This is a genomic window from Pontibacter fetidus, from assembly GCF_010119545.1.
In the GTDB taxonomy this organism is placed as follows: domain Bacteria; phylum Bacteroidota; class Bacteroidia; order Cytophagales; family Hymenobacteraceae; genus Pontibacter; species Pontibacter fetidus.
Genome location: NZ_JAAEAA010000005.1, coordinates 78086 through 96887 on the forward strand (window position 1 = coordinate 78086; position 18802 = coordinate 96887).

Here is an 18802-nt window from a genome sequence, read left to right on the forward strand (position 1 = left end):
TATAAGTATAAAATTAAGCTAATATACTTAACTTTGGCCGCTGATAAACCAAACTATAAACCTGAACTTGGAGCTTACTGAACTTCTGAAGCCGCTGGTTGGCACTCCACAGACTACTACCGCACTGGTGGTATTGCTGCTGCCGCTACTGGCTTTTTTTGTGCTCTTTTTTGCAGGTAAACGTTTGCCCCGCCGCGGCGATTGGCTGGCGATCGGCATTTCAGCAATCACTTTTGCGCTTTCAGTTTACCTTTTTATCCAAACCTGGAACACGGCAACGTATCATACCCGAACCATCTGGTTTACCCTGCCCTCAACTATAGTTTCCGATTTTACAGCCGGTATATTGCTGGATAACCTCACGGTGCTGATGCTGGTGATCGTAACGTTCATTTCCACACTGGTGCAGCTGTTTTCGGTTGGCTATATGCACGGCGACGCAGGCTATCACCGCTATTTCGCATACCTGGGGCTGTTTACGTTCAGTATGCTGGGTATTGTGCTGGTCGATAACCTGTTGCTGCTTTTTATTTTCTGGGAGCTGGTGGGTTTTTCATCGTACCTGCTTATTGGGTTCTGGTTCGAGCGGCCTACAGCAGTGGCAGCAAACAAAAAAGCTTTCCTGGTGAACAGGGTAGGGGATATTGGTCTGCTACTTGGCTTATTTGCATTCTATACCTACTTCCGCACCTTCGACCTGGAAGCACTCAGAACACAGATAGGCTCAGGCGACTGGCTGAACGGCAATTTTATAGTTAGCTATAGTTTGAACGGGCAATTGTGGCAACTGGAGCTGAGTACTATCCTGCTGACCTTAGCCGGCTTAGGTTTGTTTATGGGTTGTGTGGGTAAGTCGGCGCAGTTTCCGTTACAGATCTGGTTACCCGATGCCATGCAGGGCCCAACACCGGTTTCGTCGCTGATACACGCGGCAACTATGGTGGCAGCTGGTGTTTACTTGCTGGCACGTTGCTATGCCTTTTTTACCCCGGATGCCCTAACCGTTATAGCTATAGTTGGAGCCATTACAGCACTGCTCGGAGCGCTTGCCGCATTAAATCAATTCGACATTAAAGCGGTACTGGCCTTTTCTACTATTTCGCAGTTGGGCTATATGGTAATGGGCATGGGAACCGGCGCTTACGATGCCTCGCTTTTCCACCTGACCACGCACGCATTCTTCAAGGCAGCTTTGTTTCTGAATGCTGGTATCATCATTCATGCCATGCACCGCGGCCTGCACCACGCACACCTGGATAACATCGACCCACAGGATATCCGGAATATGGGAGGGCTGCGCAAAACTATGCCGCTTACTTTTTATAGTTACCTGCTGGCAACTGCTGCTTTGGCCGGTATTCCGCTTACTTCTGGCTTCCTTTCCAAAGACGCTATACTATCCGTTAGCTGGGCATGGGCACAGACTATGAGCGCAAACGGTAATTTAATTTACTTTATAGTTCCGGTCATAGGGTTTATAGTGGTGGTGCTGACAGCGTATTACATGACGCGCCACATGTGGTTTATGTTCTTCGGTAATTTCCGGGCACCTTTCGGCGTGGCTCAGATCCGCTTTTCTCCGAAACTGGAAACCGAGCGTGTAATGTTGGTACCTGTTATTCTACTGGCAGTACTTTCATTAGGTATATTCTTCTCTTTAAACCCATTGAGTTTTAGCGGCAACTGGGTTGTACATGGTATCGGGTTAGAAAATTTAAGACTTAATATTCTTGCCCAGGAACTGGTGCAGGCTATAGCTATACAGGATGATGCAAACCATCTGGTACACATTATAATCGGAGTTGCTTCTGCATTGCTGGCTATAGTTGGTATAGCCATAGCGCTTATTAAATATAACCGGAAAACAAGCGAACAACTGGTAAGCGAGCAGCCTGATGGCACTTTTGCCCGCCTCAGCTACAACCACTTTTACCTGGATACTTTCTTTAACACAACTTTTGTAAAGCCGGCACTCTGGACAGCAACTACACTTTACCGTGTTGATAAACGCATCATAGATTATACCCTGAACTATGGCAGTAAATGGCTGGTCGTGCTTTCTAAAATGGTGAGCTGGTTCGACAGGCTGGTAGTAGACGGATCGGTGTGGCTGGTAGGAGCACTGTCGAAGGTATTCGGAATGCTTGGCCGGAACCTGCAGAATGGGAAAGTACAGAGTTATTATGCCTATTCGCTTTTCGGATTTATTTTGGTTATACTATATATCGTCTTGTTTTAAAGTATCTTTGGGACTAGGATTTTTGAGATTTAAGAGATTATAGGATTTTGCTTTAGGTGGTCTTAAAAACAACTGTCAGCAATTATCATTCAGCGATTAACAATCAACCATAAAAACAGTTGATGGATTTTATACTTAGTAGCCTTATTTTTTCACCTCTATTAGCAGCGCTTGTATTGCTGCTTATGCCCGCTCGTCTGCAAAAGACGGCGAAGGTAGTAGCATTGCTGGGTTCATTGGTGCAGTTGGTGCTGGCTATCGTTTTATACTTCCGTTTTGATGGTGCCGCCGCAGCCAACGGGCAACAGGGCTACCAGTTTGTAGAGAAACTAAACTGGATCGGCTTTTCGTTGGGCAGCCTTGGCCGTTTCCAGATCGAGTACTTTGTAGGTGTGGATGGGATCAGTATCAGCATGGTGCTACTCACAGGAATTATCGGCGTTATCGGTGTTATCTCCTCCTGGACGATCAAAAAGAATGTAAAAGGCTACTTCCTGCTCTACCTGTTGCTACTTACCAGCGTAATGGGTTGTTTCCTGGCGCTGGATTTCTTCCTTTTTTACCTGTTCTTCGAGTTTATGCTCCTTCCGATGTATTTCCTGATCGGTATCTGGGGTGGCCCGAAACGCGAATATGCTGCCATTAAGTTCTTCATTTATACTTTAGTCGGCTCATTGTTCATCCTGATTGTGATGATCGGGTTGTATACTTCTGTGATCGACCCGCTAGCAACGGCTGCCCAGTTAGGTATGCTGCAAACCAGCGGAATTAACCCGGATACGATCCTGCAGGTACAGCAATCCTTGCAACAAAATGTAATTCAGGGTGCTGATCTTGTCCGCACGTTCAGTATTCCGGCCATGATGGATCCGGCCAATTTTATACCGGGTAGTTTACTGCATGTTTTGTCGGGTACCATGTTGTGGGATCTTCCGATCCGCTTTATTGCGTTTCTGTTATTGTTTGCCGGTTTTGCTATTAAAGTGCCATCGGTGCCGGTACATACCTGGCTTCCGGATGCGCACGTAGAAGCTCCAACACCTATTTCTGTTTTACTGGCCGCTATACTTCTGAAAGTAGGCGGTTATGGTCTGATCCGTATCGTTTACCCAATCTTCCCGGATGCAGGCGCTTACTTTGCAGTCCTGGTTGGTGGCTTGGGTGTTCTATCAATCATCTATGGTGCGCTATGTGCCCTTGCAATGAACGACCTGAAAAAGCTGATCGCTTACTCGTCGGTGTCGCACATGGGTTTTGTATTGTTGGGGCTGGCGTCACTTACCTCGGAAGGCGTGAACGGTGCCATTTATATGATGTTCAGCCACGGCATTATTTCGGCTATGCTCTTCCTGGTGGTAGGCGTTATTTACGACCGCGCCCACGACCGCATGATCCTGAATTTCCGTGGATTGGCGAAGCGCATGCCGGCTTATACTACGTTTGTTGTAATCGCTTTCTTTGCCTCGCTGGGCTTGCCTGGTTTCTCAGGTTTTATCGCCGAATTACTGGTGCTGGTAGGTGGTTTCAGCTCACCTGATATAACCGGCCTGCTGCCGCGCTGGCTAACTATAGTTGCAGTTTTTGGTTTGTTACTGGCGGCTGCTTACTACCTGTGGGCGCTGCAGCGCATGTTCTTTGGCAAATACTGGATCTTCCCCGAGCTACGTGAAAAAGCAACTATGTCGGACCTGAACGCCAGAGAATACCTGATGTTAGTGCCGTTGGCCATACTTGCCTTTGTGTTCGGAATTTTCCCGCACCTGTTGCTGGATAAGATTGGAATGACGGCTCAAGGCTTTACAGAACTGGTGCTCAGGAGCGGGCAGGAGCAGCTGCAGATGGTCTTATCAACTATAGTTAAGTAAGTGAAAGAGCAGGCAGCTTTATTATCTGAGAAGATCAACGCCATTTTAACCGGGGCAGGATCGCTGCTGCCTGAGTTATTGCTGGCCGGTTTCTTTCTGCTGCTGGTTACGCTCGACCTGTTCAGATCTAAAACTATAAAACAGCTGTTGCCGTGGCTGGCGCTTACCGGGCTTTTTTCCGCGTTCCTACTTCAGATTTTAGGGGGCTATACCTCGGGTGGAGTTCAGTTTCTGAATCTGCTGCGTTCTGATGGACTGGCCCGTTACGGTGGCATACTTTTCAGTGCGGCTGGTATCTTTACCATACTTTTATCGCTGCAAAGCAGGTTCCTTGAAAACCTGAAAGAGGGGAAAGGGGAATATTACGCTCTTATCCTGATGCTGGTGCTGGGCCTGAACCTGATGGCAAAGTCCATTAACCTGATCATGGTTTTCCTGGCTATCGAAGTGGTTTCCATCGCATCCTATATCCTTACGCTTACCTTAAAACACGAAAAACGCGCTGTAGAAGCCGGCCTGAAATATATCCTTTATGGTACACTTTCGGCTGGTGTAATGCTATATGGTATGTCGTTTTTCTATGGCTTTACCGGCTCGCTAAACTATACCGAAGGCACTTTCTGGCAGGCACTTTTGCAGGCTGATTATCTGCTGGTAACTATAGCAACTATACTCTTATTTGCTGGTTTCTTCTTTAAAATATCGGCTGCGCCGTTCCATTTTTGGGTGCCAGATGTGTACCAGGGCGCGCCGATGCCTATAGTTGCCCTGTTCTCTACAGGTCCTAAAATGGCGGGTATTATCGTTATCCTTCGCTTTGTAGCAGCTTTCTCCGATCCGGCTGTAGCTTCTTATTTCGATGATATACTATGGTTCCTGGGCATAGCTGCGCTGGCTACGCTGGTTATCGGTAATTTTACAGCACTGTGGCAAAAAACGCCGCGCCGCCTTATGGCATATTCGTCGGTGTCGCATGCGGGTTTTCTGCTAATGGCCTTGCTGGCTTTCGGTGCCAACTATAGTTCAGGTGTGCTGTTCTATCTGTCGGTGCTGCTGTTCATGAACTATGGCATTTTCCTGTTCCTGCAGATAACGGAAGAAAACTTTGGAGTTACCAGGCTGGAGCATTTTACGGGACTGGGTTATAAAGTGCCTTTCCTTGGGGTGATGGCTTTGCTGTACCTGTTGTCACTTACCGGGCTTCCGCCTTTGGCCGGGTTTATGGGCAAGCTGTTAATTTTTAGTAATGTCTGGGAAGCCTATAGTTCATCAGGCCAAACCATGCTGCTGGTGCTTTTAGTAGCGGGTGTGCTGCTCACCGGCGTTGCCCTATTCTATTATATCAGGATTCCATACTACCTTTTCTTTAAAAGGAATTATACTGAAGAAAATTTAGTTATTTCACTGTCGAATAAGCTGCTGCTGGGGTTTTTTGCACTGCCGCTGCTGGTCCTGTTTTTTAAACCCGACCTGCTGCTGCACTGGATTGAAAAGCTACTGGCACAGACACTTTAACAGCAAACATGAGCGATTCAATAAAACACGAATGCGGTATTGCCCTGATCAGGCTCCGAAAACCAATTGAGTATTACGTTGAGAAGTATGGCACGCCCATGTACGGCGTTAACAAACTGTTTTTGCTTATGCAGAAGCAGCATAACCGTGGCCAGGACGGGGCAGGGGTTGCCAGCATTAAAATAGATGCCGGTCCGGGCATGGAATACATCAGCCGTTTCCGTTCCGTAAAGACCCGCGCCATCGACAGCATTTTCGGCAAGATCGGCAAAGAATACAAAGAGCTGAAAGAAAGCAATCCGGAAAAAGCGGAAGATATCAGCTGGGTATGGAATAACATGCCTTTCCTGGGCGATGTGTACCTGGGCCACCTGCGTTACGGCACACACGGCGTAAACAGCGTTGATAACTGCCACCCGATGGTGCGCGAAAACAACTGGCGAAGCCGCAGCCTTGCTGTTGCCGGTAACTTTAACATGACCAACGTAGAAGAGCAGTTTCAGAAACTGATTGAGCTTGGCCAGCACCCGAAACAAAAGTCCGACACCATTACTGTACTTGAAAAGATCGGCCATTTCCTGGACGAAGAAAACCAGGAGCTGTTCGAGTCTTATAAGCACGAGTATACCAACAAAGAAATAACCAGCCTGATAGAAGAGAACCTTGACTTGGAACGTGTATTAAAGCGTGCCGCTAAGGATTTCGATGGTGGTTATGCGATGGCGGGCCTTACAGGTTACGGTGCATCGTTTGTTGTCCGCGACCCGAATGGCATTCGTCCGGCATATTATTACATTGATGAGGAAGTGGTAGTAATCGCCTCTGAAAAGCCTGCCATTAAAACAGCTTTCGATGTAGATTATGCTGCAATCAAGGAAATTACACCGGGGCATGCGCTCATAGTTGACAAAGAGGGCAATCCATCGCTGAGAGAGATCATCGAGCCGCGCGAAAAGTTATCATGCAGCTTTGAGCGTATTTACTTCTCCCGCGGCAACGACCCGGAAATATATGAGGAGCGCAAGAACATGGGCAAGCGCCTTTGCCGCCAGATTCTGGAAGCTGTTAACTACGATCTCAAAAATACTGTTTTCTCTTACATCCCGAACACGGCCGAAACGTCGTGGCTGGGCATGATGAAGGGAATTGAAGACTACCTGCGTACCTACCGCAAACAGGCAATCCTGAACCAGCAACTCACTGAAGAGGAACTGGACGATATATTGCAGTTTAAGCCGCGCGCTGAAAAGCTGGTGATAAAAGACGTTAAACTTCGCACATTTATCACCGACGACAACAACCGCGACGACCTGGTTACGCACGTGTACGACACGACCTATGAAGTAGTAAAGAAAGGCATTGATACACTGGTTGTGCTGGATGATTCTATAGTTCGTGGTACTACCCTGGAAAAGTCTATCATTAAAATGCTGGACAAACTGGACCCGAAAAAGATCATCATCGTTTCGTGTGCACCGCAGATCCGTTACCCGGATTGCTATGGTATTGATATGAGCCGCTTAAAGGAATTTGTTGCGTTCCGTGCGATGCTGGCGCTGCTTGAAGACCGTGGCTTATACTATAAAATTGATGAAGTATACGATAAGTGCCTGGCTGTAGAAGGAACGGAGGCCTTTAAAGAAACCAACTTTGTAAAAGAGCTTTTCGACCTGTTTACGCACGATGAGATCTCTGCCAAAGTATCGGAGATTGTGAAGGCACCGGAAGTAAAAGCAGAAGTTCAGGTAATTTACCAAACGATTGAAGATCTGCACCTGGCCTGCCCGAACCATAAAGGCGACTGGTATTTTACTGGTAATTACCCAACCCCGGGCGGTACACGTGTTGTAAACCGTGCCTTCATGAATTTTGTGGAGAAAAAAGCTGTAAGAGCCTATTAAGTAACTATAGCATAAATATAAAGGCACTTCCTATAGTTGGGAAGTGCCTTTTTGTTTTCTAACGAAGTGTTATTTCTCTTCTACCACTTTGCCATCTTTGTAAACTATAGTTTTAACTACTTTGCCATCTTGGTTGTAGTGCTTCCAGGTGGTAACTTTTTTGTTGTTGATGTGCTTGCCTGTCACTTCTACTTTCCCGTTTTCGAAGTACTGCTTGTAAGCGCCGAATTTCTTGCCGTCTTTATGCTCCGTTTCTGATTTAACCTTGCCGGATGGGTAGTATTCGTAGCTAAGGCCTACAATTTTGCCATTGTCATACACCACTTTTGATTTAACCTGGCCGTTTTCGTGGTAAGTTAGCTGATCGCCGTGTTGTTTGCCTTTTATGTATACTTCGCTGGTGCTTACCTTTTTACCGGGCTCATCGAAGTACGTTTTCCAGTTGCCTTGTTGCAGCTTGTCTTTAAACTCTTCCTCGGCTTTTATATTTCCGCTTGGGTAGTAGGTGGTTACTTTGCTGTCTGCGCCGTTGTTGCTATAGTTGCCTTGCTCGCGCAGGGTGCCATCTTCATAAAAGAACTGCGTCTGGCCGTTAGGTTCGCCATTTTTATAGTTTATAACGCTTCGTAACTGCCCGTTCTGGTAATAAGATTTACTCGGTCCGTTCATTTTGCCAGCTGCAAAACCACCTTCGGTACTTAGCTTACCGTCCGGAAAATAGCTTTTAAATGTGCCGTGGCGCTGACCTGCCACATTTATGACTTCCTGCTGTAGTTGCCCGTCATGGTAATAAGTTTTGTAGGAGCCTTCCAGCATACCACCGCGGTAAGTGGCATCAGATTCTAGTTGTCCGTTCGGGTAGTAGGTTTTGGCCGGGCCGCTTTGCTGGCTGTTCTTATAGTATATCTCCGATTTTACTTTTCCGTCCGGGTAGTATTCCTTCACCAATCCTTCCGGGAAACCTTTTACAAACGTAGTCTCTTTCCGGATCTTGCCATCATCGTAAAAGGTCTTGAACAGGCTGCTCTGCTGGTCGTTCTCGTAGCTGCCTTCCTGCATCAGGCGGCCATCCGGGTGAAACGCCTGGAAAGGTCCCTGCTTCACATCCAGTTTATAGGTTACTTTTATTTTAGGTGTGCCATTTGGGTAGAACTCCGTGAAAACGCTGTCCTTTTTACCTTCCACGAACTTAGCAAAAGCCTCACGCTCGCCGGTAGGGTAGTAGCGCACGTAATTGCCAACTATAGCCGAATCCGGTTTCATAAAGTAAACCTCTTTTATAGTTGTGCGGGCCTCGTCGTGGTAGGTTACTACTTTCCGGGCCTGCCCCAGCGCAACCGTGCTTACCAGGGATAGGGTAAACAGAACTGAAAATAATTTATACATATGTATAGAACTCAATGAAATAACTAACCTATAGTTCAGGCTTTCTTTTTAACGATCTCTTTTGATACTAATTTCATAAACGGATCCGGGTCCTTTAAGTAGCCCTTTGCAAAATCCGCAGCTTTAACATGGTTCACTTTAGCCAGGCTCATCAACGCTCTTCTAACAACATACTTGTCTTTATCACGGCTGATGAGGTTAACAAGTATTTTCTCCCGGTCTTCTACTTCGGTGTTACCAAGCAGTTCGGCTGCCTGCCACCTGGCCTGCGACTGATCCGAATTGATAGCTTTCTTTACAAACCGCAGTTTGGATTCCAGCTTTTCATCCACTTTCTGCAGCACCGTTCCCGATTCGTTATCTATAGCCAGGGCATAAACCAGCAGCTGGGCCAGGTCATGGTTAAATTCCTTGTTAAGCTGTTCGAGGGCTTCGTCTGCTGCTTTGTAAAGTTCATCCCAGCCGGGGTATTCTATTTCCCATTCGCCTAAGCCTCTTTCTTCGTTATAGGTTTCAGGAGTCATGTTGGCCCAATCCCAGAACTTAGCTAACTCAGTTTCTAATGTCATTCGTTTCGTCAGTACAGTTAAACACTAAAAGTATAGAAAACAGTTTAATGTGTGGCTAAGGTATAAAAAAGAAGCCTTACGTTTTAACGTAAGGCTCCCTGCAAAATGTATGCCTTAAGGCAAACTATAGTTTCTCGATTACAAGGGCAGAAGCGCCACCGCCACCGTTACAGATACCGGTTACTCCAATTTTACCACCTTTTTTATCCAGTACATTGCAAAGGGTAGTTACAATACGCGCACCCGATGCACCCAGTGGGTGACCAAGTGATACGGCACCACCAAATACGTTTACGTTACCGCCTTCCAAACCAAGTTTCTGGTTGTTAGCGATAGAAACTACCGAGAATGCTTCGTTGATCTCGTAGAAATCTACCTCCTCAGGCGTTAAGCCTGCATTTTTAAGTGCTTTCGGGATAGCCAGCGATGGTGTAGTCGTGAACCAGATCGGGTCCTGCTCTGCATCAGCAAAGCCACGGATCTTCGCGATTGGCTTCACACCAAGCTCTTCCGCTTTTTCACGGCTCATCAGTAAAAGCGCGGCTGCACCATCGTTCAAAGTAGATGCGTTGGCAGCTGTTACAGAACCTTCTTTGTCAAACACAGGGCGCAAGCCAGGAATCTTATCGAAGCTAACTTTTCTGTACTCTTCGTCCTCCGACACAACTATAGGATCTTTACCACGCTGCGGAATTTCAACCGGTATGATCTCATCTTTCATCATGCCGGCTTCAGCAGCTGCCGCCGATTTTTTATAAGAGTTGATGGCGTACTCGTCCTGCATTTCGCGGGTGATCTTCATTTCGCGGGCGGTGTTTTCAGCAGCGTTACCCATATGGAAGTCGTTGTAAACATCCCACAGACCATCTCTGATCAAGCCATCAGCCATTTGGGTATGGCCCATTTTAGCGCCCCAACGTGCTTTTTCTACATAGTAAGGCACATTGCTCATGCTTTCCATACCACCAGCTACAATCACATCCTTATGACCCAGCATAATGGCCTGCGCCGCATACATAATTGCCTTTGTACCCGAAGCACACACTTTGTTTATAGTTGTACACTCAACATTGTAACCCAAACCAGCTTTAACAGCCGCCTGGCGTGCCGGAGCCTGGCCAACATTTGCAGACAGTACGTTACCCATGATAACTTCCTGTACCAGGTTTTTATCGATACCAGCTTTTTCTACAGCGCCTTTAATGGCTGCTGCACCAAGTTCGGTAGCCGAAAGGCTTGCCAGTGCACCGCCGAACGAACCGATTGGCGTACGAACAGCCGAAATAATATATACTTCTTTAGTTTGCATGATTTTGAAAGGATTTAATTGGTACTGTGAAATTATCAGGATTTATAGTTAAAACCAAACGAACGTTAGGCTCACATGCTGTAACCAACTATACCAACTTATAAATTGCTTATAATCAGAATGATTGCTGAGATTGAAAGTACAGGTTAAACGTAGTGCCTTCGCCTAGTTTGCTTTCTACTTCTATGTGGCCGCCCATATCTTCTACCATGCGCTTTACTATAAACAGACCCATTCCGGTTCCCTCCACATCGGTGCTTACACGGGTATAGCGGTCAAAAATTGTCTGCTTTTTATCTCTCGCTAAACCTAAGCCATTATCGCTGACAGAGAGTAAAATATCATCGCCGGACTTTTTGGTTTTAATCAGGATGTTGGGGACTTTATCTGCTGCTTTATACTTTATGGCATTGCTAAGCAGGTTATACATTATGCTTCGGATGTTCTTCCTGGAGAAATTGACTTCTGTTACATCAAGCTCGGTTTTAATCTGTGCTTCCGACTCCGTTATCTTATCTTTCAGGGCCAGCTTGGCGTCTTCAATCACATTCCCAAAATTTACACGCTCTCTTTCCCTGGCAAAATCAGTGTCGCTTTCCTGTATATCGGCCAGTTCATTTATAGTTTTGCGCAGATAGTTCACCGACTTACTCAGCATGTCCAGGATGTTGGAGGTTTCTTTTTCGCAGCCTTCTATATCTCTTAAAATATCAACCAGCCCTTCAATGTTGGAGAGCGGTCCTTTTATGTCGTGTGAGATGGAGTGGATAATGTTCTCATAGTTCCGGTTCAGCTTTTCGTACCCTTTCAGGATCTGGATGCGGTCGTTGATATCTATGAAGGTAATGATGACACCATTGGTGCGGTTTTCTTTCCGGATAATGTAAGGCAGGATGTTCATCTGGTACCAGATCTTGTCAGTGGTCTGGATCTCCTTCTCCATGGCTCTTTTCTCAGTTATCACCTCCTGTATGTTTTCAATGATCGTCGGGAAACGGATGTTATTGGATACGTCGTTTATGTGCTTCCCCAGGTCGCTATCAGATAATTTGAAGTGGGTCATGGCGGCTGGCGTAAACTTGCGGAGAATCATATTGGCATCCACAAAAAGCTGCGGAATGATCGTGTTACTGAAATAGTTTTCCAATACGTCGTTCAGTTCTACCAGCTTCTGATGCTCGTCTGCCTTCTCGGGTTGCTTTCCCATAAATATAGATTCTCCGGGGATTTGTTTTGCAGTAAGGTTTATACCTGATGTTTACTCTTATCAGAACAAGTAGTTGTTAAAAGCAGGCTTATGAATTTAAGAGTTCAGGAGATTGTGCGTTAAAGAGTTGGGAATTTTAGAATTAAAGAGTTAATCTATTGTTCAGCGATAACTATCTGTTTCCTAAACACACTAGATCATAAATTCTCTTACTCTTAAACTGTTTTTATACTTTAAAAACTAAAAGTATAAACCGAATAAGGATTTAACCTGAACTATACCAATGTTTTAACACCTTTTGCAGTTTATACTTACCTTTAGTTACAGACAAACTAATCAACTATAACTAACCAATCTATTTCACCCAGGATGAAAAAACTTTTATACCTGGCTGTGTTGTGTAGCGTAGGCTTTTACCAGGCCAATGCGCAGCAGCAAACAGCAAAAAAACCACTCACCCACGATGTTTACGACAGTTGGAAAGGCGTGGATGGCGAGAAGCTATCGAATAACGGAAAGTACGTTCTGTTTACAGTAAACCCACAGGAAGGCGACGGCGAATTGCTGATGCGCGACCTGGTTACAAACAAGCTGACCAGTTTTGCCCGCGGCACTAAAGCCGCTTTTACCAACGACAGCCGCTATGCCGTTTTCCAGATAAAGCCGGAGTACCAGAAAGTGCGCCAGCTAAAACTGAAAAAGAAAAAAGCCGACGACCTGCCAAAAGACTCACTGGCTATAGTTATGCTGGAAAGTATGAATGTGGTAAAAATGCCGCGTGTGAAATCGTACCAGCTGCCGAAAGAAGGAAATAACTGGATAGCCTACCACCTGGAGAAAGAACTGCCTGCTAAAAAGGATTCGAAGAAAGCAGTAACTACACCAACCAACGAAGTAAACGCACCAACCGCAAATACAGAAGCAAAGAAAGAAGAAACTGCAAAGCCAGCCGTAGCTAAAAAAGCCCCGAAAAAGAACAAGAAGTATAACGGCACCGAACTGGTACTGCGCAACCTGCAAACCGGCCAGGAAAAACGCTTCGACAGGGTAATGGATTATACTTTTTCGGAGAAGGGCAACATGCTATACTTTGTGAAAGATGAGCTGGACTCGTTGCACAAAGCGGGCGTTTACGCCGTTAGCACTTCCGACCTGAAAGTAATGCCGATTGACACTGGTAAAGTATCTTATAAAAGTATAACACCGGATAAAGCAGGCGAACAACTGGCCTATGTGGCAACCAACGATACCCTGGAAGCCGAGATCCGTTACTTTGCCCTGCACCACTGGACCAAAAAAGACAACCGCAAAACGATACTTGCCGACACCGCCCGCGCTGGCATGCCGAAAGCCTGGATGGTAAGTGAGCATGGCAGACTGAATTTTTCCGAAGATGGCAAGCGCCTGTTCTTCGGTACGTTCCCGCGCCCGACCCGCTACGAAAAAGACACTACCCAACTGGAAGAAGAAAAAGTAAGCCTGGATATCTGGACCTATAAAGATCCATTGATACAGCCAATGCAGTTGAAGAACAAAGACCGTGACCTGAAGCAGTCGTTCCTGGCGATGTATGATTTTAAAGGCAAGCGCATGCAGCAACTGGCTACCCTGGAGATTCCAGATGTTTACCTGGATGCGTATGGCCAAGGCGATGTGGCCTTGGGAGTGAGTGATGAGAAGTATAAAATGACAATTGGTTATGATACGCCAACCCGCAAAGATGCCTATCTGATCGACTTGAAAAAAGGTACACGCAAGCAGGTACTGAACGAAACGCGCGGCTATCCACGGTTATCGCCAAAAGGTAACTATGTTTACTGGTACGAGCCAACTGACAGCAGCTGGCATGCCATGGCAACTAAAAACGGCAAAAACCTGAACCTAACTAAGCGCATTGGTTTGCCATTTTATGATGAAAGCAATGACATGCCGGTGCTGCCTGGCTCTTACGATCTGGCTGGTTGGGTAGAGAACGATAGTTATTTGTTAGTATATGATAAGTACGACATCTGGAAGCTGGACCCGACCAATAAAAAAGCACCTGTAAACCTGACTGACAAGTATGGCCGCCAGAACAAGCTTAGCTTTAGATATGAGCAGTTAGACGAGGACGAGAAGTTTATACCTGAAAATGCTACGTTATACTTAAGTGCCTTCAATAATAAAGACAAGTCGGGTGGTTATTACCGCGATTATGTGAGCAAAGATGCCCAGCCTGAAAAACTGGTAATGTCTCCGAACAGCTATGTGCGTTTGCGTAAGGCTAAAAACGATAACCGCTTTACGTTCCGAAAAGGCTCGTTCCAGGAGTTTCCGGACCTGTACACAGCTACAACTGCATTTGATAAGCCAACCCAACTGAGCAACGCCAACCCACAAATGAAAGATTACCTGTGGGGCACGGTAGAGCTGGTTAACTGGAAATCGACAGATGGCACGCCGCTGGAAGGTTTACTGTACAAGCCGGAAAACTTCGACCCGAAAAAGAAGTATCCGATGATTGCTTATTTCTATGAGCGCTCCTCTGACGAATTGCATGCCCATAAAACACCTGCGCCAAGTGCCTCTACGGTAAATATTTCTTACTTTGTGAGCAACGGTTACTTGGTGTTTGTGCCGGATATTGTGTACAAAAACGGTTACCCAGGCGAGAGCGCCATGGACTGTATTATACCTGGCGTGCAGAAACTGGTGATGCAGGGCTTTGTAGATGAGAAAAACATGGCGTTGCAGGGCCAGAGCTGGGGAGGTTACCAGATTGCCTATATGGTTACCAAAACCAAATTGTTTAAAGCAGCAATGGCAGGCGCACCGGTATCTAACATGACGAGTGCGTACGGTGGTATCCGTTGGGGTACAGGCTTGAGCCGCCAGTTCCAGTACGAGAAAACGCAAAGTCGTATTGGTGGCACACTTTGGGAGAAACCAATGCAGTTTATCGAAAACTCTCCGCTATTTTATGCTGACCGCGTGGAAACGCCGCTACTCATCATGCATAACGACCAGGATGGTGCAGTTCCGTGGTACCAGGGCATCGAGTATTTTATGGCGCTCCGCAGACTGAATAAGCCGGTTTGGATGCTGGTGTATAATGGTGAAGACCATAACCTGATGCAGCGCAAAAACCGCAAAGACCTTTCAGTTAGAATGTCGCAGTTTTTTGATTATTACCTGAAAGGCGCGCCAATGCCAACCTGGATGAAAAAAGGTGTGCCTACTATCTTAAAAGGGAAAGACTATGGTTTTGAACTAGAACCACAACCACAGCCTGAACCGGAAGTAGCCAGCGAGGTAAATCAGTAAGTTTATAGTTGACCAAAATGAAAAAGGGAGCAGGTTTATACTTGCTCCCTTTTTTGTTTTGAACCGTTGTTTTTCGCTCAGAATTATTTGCCCTGGTTTGCAACTTTAATCTGGCCGCAGGCTACTGGTATAGTTGGGTCATAAACACCATCTACATACATGCCGTGCATTACGATCACATTATTTTGTAGCGATCTGGCTGCTCTTGCTATAGTATATTGGTTCATAAAATCTACCATACCGGTAGCATCGGCTGTTGGGTAAGGATCCAGCGCGACTAAAACCGGTCCATAGAAAGGCACACCTTCAGCCAGGCTTATCAACCCATCGCCATTGGTATCTGCAGACATAGGCGGACAGACAGCATTCCTGTTATTTTCTATAAAGCCATGAATGTGTTGCATGTGCTCCATTTCAGGTGTTAGCCCGGCGGCTTCCAAACTAACTTCTATCTCATTGCCCATTAGTTCGATATGTGCCATGCCATGAACTCCCGAGCCATTTAGCTCCATTAGCTCAACAGTGTACGTTTTGTTAAGATTCATGGAGTTGGTCTGATGAGCGGCATCAGCATTTTGGGTTGATAAGTTTGCCTCAGGGCTAACATCAGACTGATCGCAGGCGCTGAAACTAAGAAGGAGGGCAGGGGCAACCACAAAACCGATTGTTTTTTGAATAAAGTTTTTCATAGCGTTTTTATAATTTTAAAAATGAAACATACCTACGAGGGCATATAGTCCGGTTTAAAAATTAGCTATGAAAAGACTGGTGAGCAGCCATAAGGTAAGTGGGAAAGCATAGATTTAACAAGTAAATGAAAAATCCGGTTTTAGAAGGAGTGAATAATACTGATAATACTGAAACAGAATGCCTTGTAAGCTATAGATATAAGTTTTAGTCTTTGTGCCTTAACTTTCCTGATTCTTTATCTCCTAAACTCTCTAACTCCTGTATCCCTGCAGGCTATGGAGTGGTTGAGTTGTTTTCATGAACTGGCCAGTGCCAAATGCAACCTCTCTTCCTTTATCATTAAACAAAGTAGCCTCTGCCACAAATAAGTTCTTACCTATAGTTCGTACTTTGCCCACAGCTTTTATTGTTCCTCCAGTTACGGGCCGTACCAGGTTTATCTGGAAAGATGAAGTAACTATAAACACATCCTGAACTATAGAAGCAACTGCAAAATAAGCGGCATCATCCAGCAATTTAAAGTAAAGCGCACCATGCATGGCATTGGCTCCGTGGTGATACTTTGGCTGCACCGGCAACGTGATCTCAGCCGCCTGGTGTTCCACTTTTATCTGGCTGCCATCAATAAACTGCTGAATGTTGGCGCTATGGTATAGTTGCTCTAGTTTGCGGTAATGTGTAGTGGCATCCATCGTATAAAATTTAAAACACACAAGTATACAAAAGCATAACTATAAGTTGGCTTATACTTTGCCGGAAGTATAAAAACAGAAAGGCGCTGGTAGTATTACCAACGCCTGCTGCACTTACCTGTTTACAATCTTATAATCTAAATCTCTGTTTTAAGCTAAAGCATTTTGAGAAGCTAACCTGGCCAGCACGGTTGTGGTCGAAATACCTGCTTTCTCCATTTTCTGTACAGCCTGTTCCTGTATCAGGTCTTTTAACTGGTCCAGGCAGGAGTCGAAGCCGGTATGGTCGCCCATTTTAAATACGTTTTCCTGTTCTACTTCCAGCCAGGTGGCAATGTCGGCGTGGTTATGTTGCAGGCGTACTTCAAGCTTATCTAGGGCGTTTGCAACTTTGGCTTCGTAGGTATAGCGTTCCTCAAACTCGTGCCATAGTTCGTATACATGCTGGCCTATTCCGTTGCCTAACTTCTCCCGAAGGTTCTCTATCGCTTTCAGTTCTTTCTGTTGTTTCAGCGCCTTTGCCTCGTCAGTCAGTACCTGAAATGCCGGTATATCGCCTGCCTCAATCTCTACCAGATCGTGTATCAAAATCATTTTAAGCATCCGGGCTGTATCTACTTCTTCGTCCAGGTAGGGCTCCAGCAACACGGCCATTAACGCCATACGCCAGGTATGTTCAGCTACGCTTTCCTGTCTGCCATCCGACATCCAGCTATGGCGCATTTCACATTTAAGCTTTTCGGCCAGGGTAATTACTTCCAGAATGCTCTTAAGTTCACTTTTCATATCAGGTTAGCGTAGGAGGATGACTAAACTATAGTTAATACTGCTTTATACGTGTGCTGCTCGTGTATAACAAGAACACTATATAAGCAAGAGCCACAAACAGCACGGATGGTTGCAAGCAGATACAATTTTTCTGAAAAAAGTAAACAACTATAAATGGCTTAACTAACTACAGCGGCTGCCTGCCTCAGTTCCAGTACGCGTTCTTCAAACATCATCGGGTCTTTGCCTTCGCCAAGAACAGCAACTTTGCCAAAAAGCTCCATTAAGTGGTCTTCATGCTGGGTTTTTTTACCCTGCTTCACATCAATATAGCTGAAGCGCATCCAGGCTACTGATTTTATTTTCTCTGTACGCTTATCCAGCATAATAGCTTCCATCAGAAGGTCGGTGTCGGTAAACCAGCGCAGGCAAGTGCGTATAGTTACGGTTTCCATCAGTTTTGCTTCGCGCAGGTAGGCCATCTGGTTTGTAGCAACTACCCAGGCTTTGCCAGCCGTTTGCATGTGGCGGTAAATATCCAGGTTATAGTTGTCGCGCAGCTGGTCTTCGCGGGCGTTCAAAAAGTAATCGGTATAACGGCCATTGTTCAGGTGGCCAAAAGGATCGCAGTCCTCGAAGCGGATGAGTGCTGTACTCTCCGGATGTTTTACTAATGCTGTTTCGTTCATAGTTGTAAAATTTAAAAAAGACCGATTGGTTTATTTATGGTTAAAAAAATTAGCTTTTCATTTCTGATATCATCTGACGCAACTGCCTGATCACGGTATGCAGGTAGTGCGGTTTGCCATAGGCTTTCGATACCATAACACCACCTTCTATCATGGTTATAAAAAGTATAGCAAACTGTTCCGGGTTAGTCGTTGCTTTCAGCTCTCCGTTCTGTATGCCTAGCTGTACTATATTTTCGAGGGAGCGCTGCATTTTATGGAGCACTTTTACAACGCTTGCGCGCAAAAGGGGGTTAGTGTCGTCAGCTTCTACCGAAGTATTCAAGATTGGGCACCCACCAGTAATAGGAGGCGTGATGATATATTTTTTGTAAAACTCCAGTAAAGCTTCCAGTTTGGCAATGGCGGTAACATGACCGTTTATAGTTTGGGCGAGCAGTTGTAGGATGTGCCCTGACGCATACTCAAAAGCAGCAATCGCAATCTCTTCTTTGCTCTCAAAATGCCCATAAATACCACCTTTTGTAAGCCCGGTCGCTGCCATTATATCCTGCAACGACGTACCAGCATACCCTCGCTGATTAAACAGGTGGGCTGCTTGCTCAATTATGTATTGGCGTGTGCGCTCGGCTTTGGTTACGGTATCCATAGTTACAGCTTATATAAACG

14 protein-coding genes are annotated in these 18802 nt (G+C 45.8%); 5 read left to right on the plus strand and 9 right to left on the minus strand.

The annotated features are described in order from the left end of the window. Positions 1-67 precede the first annotated feature (67 nt). The 4 genes from nuoL to GWO68_RS05215 all read left to right on the plus strand — a co-directional run bounded on the left by nuoL (position 68) and on the right by GWO68_RS05215 (position 7520). Entirely contained in the window at positions 68-2239 is a 2172-nt protein-coding gene (gene nuoL, locus GWO68_RS05200) for an NADH-quinone oxidoreductase subunit L (RefSeq protein WP_235941946.1), read from the plus strand. 122 nt (positions 2240-2361) lie between these two features. Next, a complete protein-coding gene (locus GWO68_RS05205) occupies positions 2362-4104 on the plus strand; it encodes a complex I subunit 4 family protein (protein WP_162345362.1) in 1743 nt (580 codons plus the stop codon). Next, positions 4105-5619, plus strand: coding sequence for an NADH-quinone oxidoreductase subunit N (locus GWO68_RS05210; RefSeq protein WP_162345363.1), 1515 nt, complete (start codon positions 4105-4107; stop codon positions 5617-5619). It abuts the gene before it with no gap. Positions 5620-5627: 8 nt separating this feature from the next. Further along, on the plus strand, positions 5628-7520 hold the full coding sequence (locus GWO68_RS05215) for an amidophosphoribosyltransferase (protein ID WP_162345364.1): 1893 nt from the start codon (positions 5628-5630) through the stop codon (positions 7518-7520). Positions 7521-7589: 69 nt separating this feature from the next. Here the strand turns inward: GWO68_RS05215 and GWO68_RS05220 are convergent, their stop codons facing one another. From GWO68_RS05220 to GWO68_RS05235, 4 genes are all read right to left on the minus strand, one after another. After that, the gene (locus tag GWO68_RS05220; protein ID WP_162345365.1) at positions 7590-8906 is read right to left on the minus strand and encodes a toxin-antitoxin system YwqK family antitoxin; all 1317 of its coding nucleotides are present in this window, start codon (positions 8904-8906) and stop codon (positions 7590-7592) included. 35 nt (positions 8907-8941) lie between these two features. Continuing rightward, positions 8942-9475 carry a HEAT repeat domain-containing protein gene (locus tag GWO68_RS05225; RefSeq protein ID WP_162345366.1) on the minus strand — a complete coding sequence of 178 codons (534 nt, stop codon included), beginning with the start codon at positions 9473-9475 and terminating at the stop codon, positions 8942-8944. A 124-nt stretch (positions 9476-9599) separates the two neighbouring features. After that, entirely contained in the window at positions 9600-10784 is a 1185-nt protein-coding gene (locus GWO68_RS05230) for an acetyl-CoA C-acyltransferase (RefSeq protein WP_162345367.1), read from the minus strand. 115 nt (positions 10785-10899) lie between these two features. After that, positions 10900-11991 carry a sensor histidine kinase gene (locus GWO68_RS05235; RefSeq protein ID WP_162345368.1) on the minus strand — a complete coding sequence of 364 codons (1092 nt, stop codon included), beginning with the start codon at positions 11989-11991 and terminating at the stop codon, positions 10900-10902. Between the two features lie 369 nt (positions 11992-12360). Here GWO68_RS05235 and GWO68_RS05240 point away from each other — a divergent pair, with 369 nt between their 5' ends. Further along, a complete protein-coding gene (locus tag GWO68_RS05240) occupies positions 12361-15294 on the plus strand; it encodes an alpha/beta hydrolase family protein (RefSeq protein ID WP_162345369.1) in 2934 nt (977 codons plus the stop codon). Positions 15295-15377: 83 nt separating this feature from the next. On the opposite strand, the gene GWO68_RS05245 is transcribed toward GWO68_RS05240, so the two are convergent. The 5 genes from GWO68_RS05245 to GWO68_RS05265 form a co-directional block, all read right to left on the minus strand. After that, entirely contained in the window at positions 15378-15983 is a 606-nt protein-coding gene (locus GWO68_RS05245; RefSeq protein ID WP_162345370.1) for a hypothetical protein, read from the minus strand. A 252-nt stretch (positions 15984-16235) separates the two neighbouring features. After that, on the minus strand, positions 16236-16676 hold the full coding sequence (locus GWO68_RS05250) for a PaaI family thioesterase (protein ID WP_162345371.1): 441 nt from the start codon (positions 16674-16676) through the stop codon (positions 16236-16238). A 150-nt stretch (positions 16677-16826) separates the two neighbouring features. Continuing rightward, positions 16827-17462: an HD domain-containing protein gene (locus GWO68_RS05255; protein WP_162345372.1), complete on the minus strand. Its 636-nt coding sequence runs from the start codon at positions 17460-17462 to the stop codon at positions 16827-16829. Positions 17463-17623: 161 nt separating this feature from the next. Then, a complete protein-coding gene (locus GWO68_RS05260) occupies positions 17624-18133 on the minus strand; it encodes an acyl-CoA thioesterase (protein WP_162345373.1) in 510 nt (169 codons plus the stop codon). A gap of 49 nt (positions 18134-18182) precedes the next feature. Continuing rightward, positions 18183-18782, minus strand: a complete 600-nt coding sequence (locus GWO68_RS05265; protein WP_162345374.1) for a TetR/AcrR family transcriptional regulator — start codon at positions 18780-18782, stop codon at positions 18183-18185. Positions 18783-18802 lie beyond the last annotated feature (20 nt).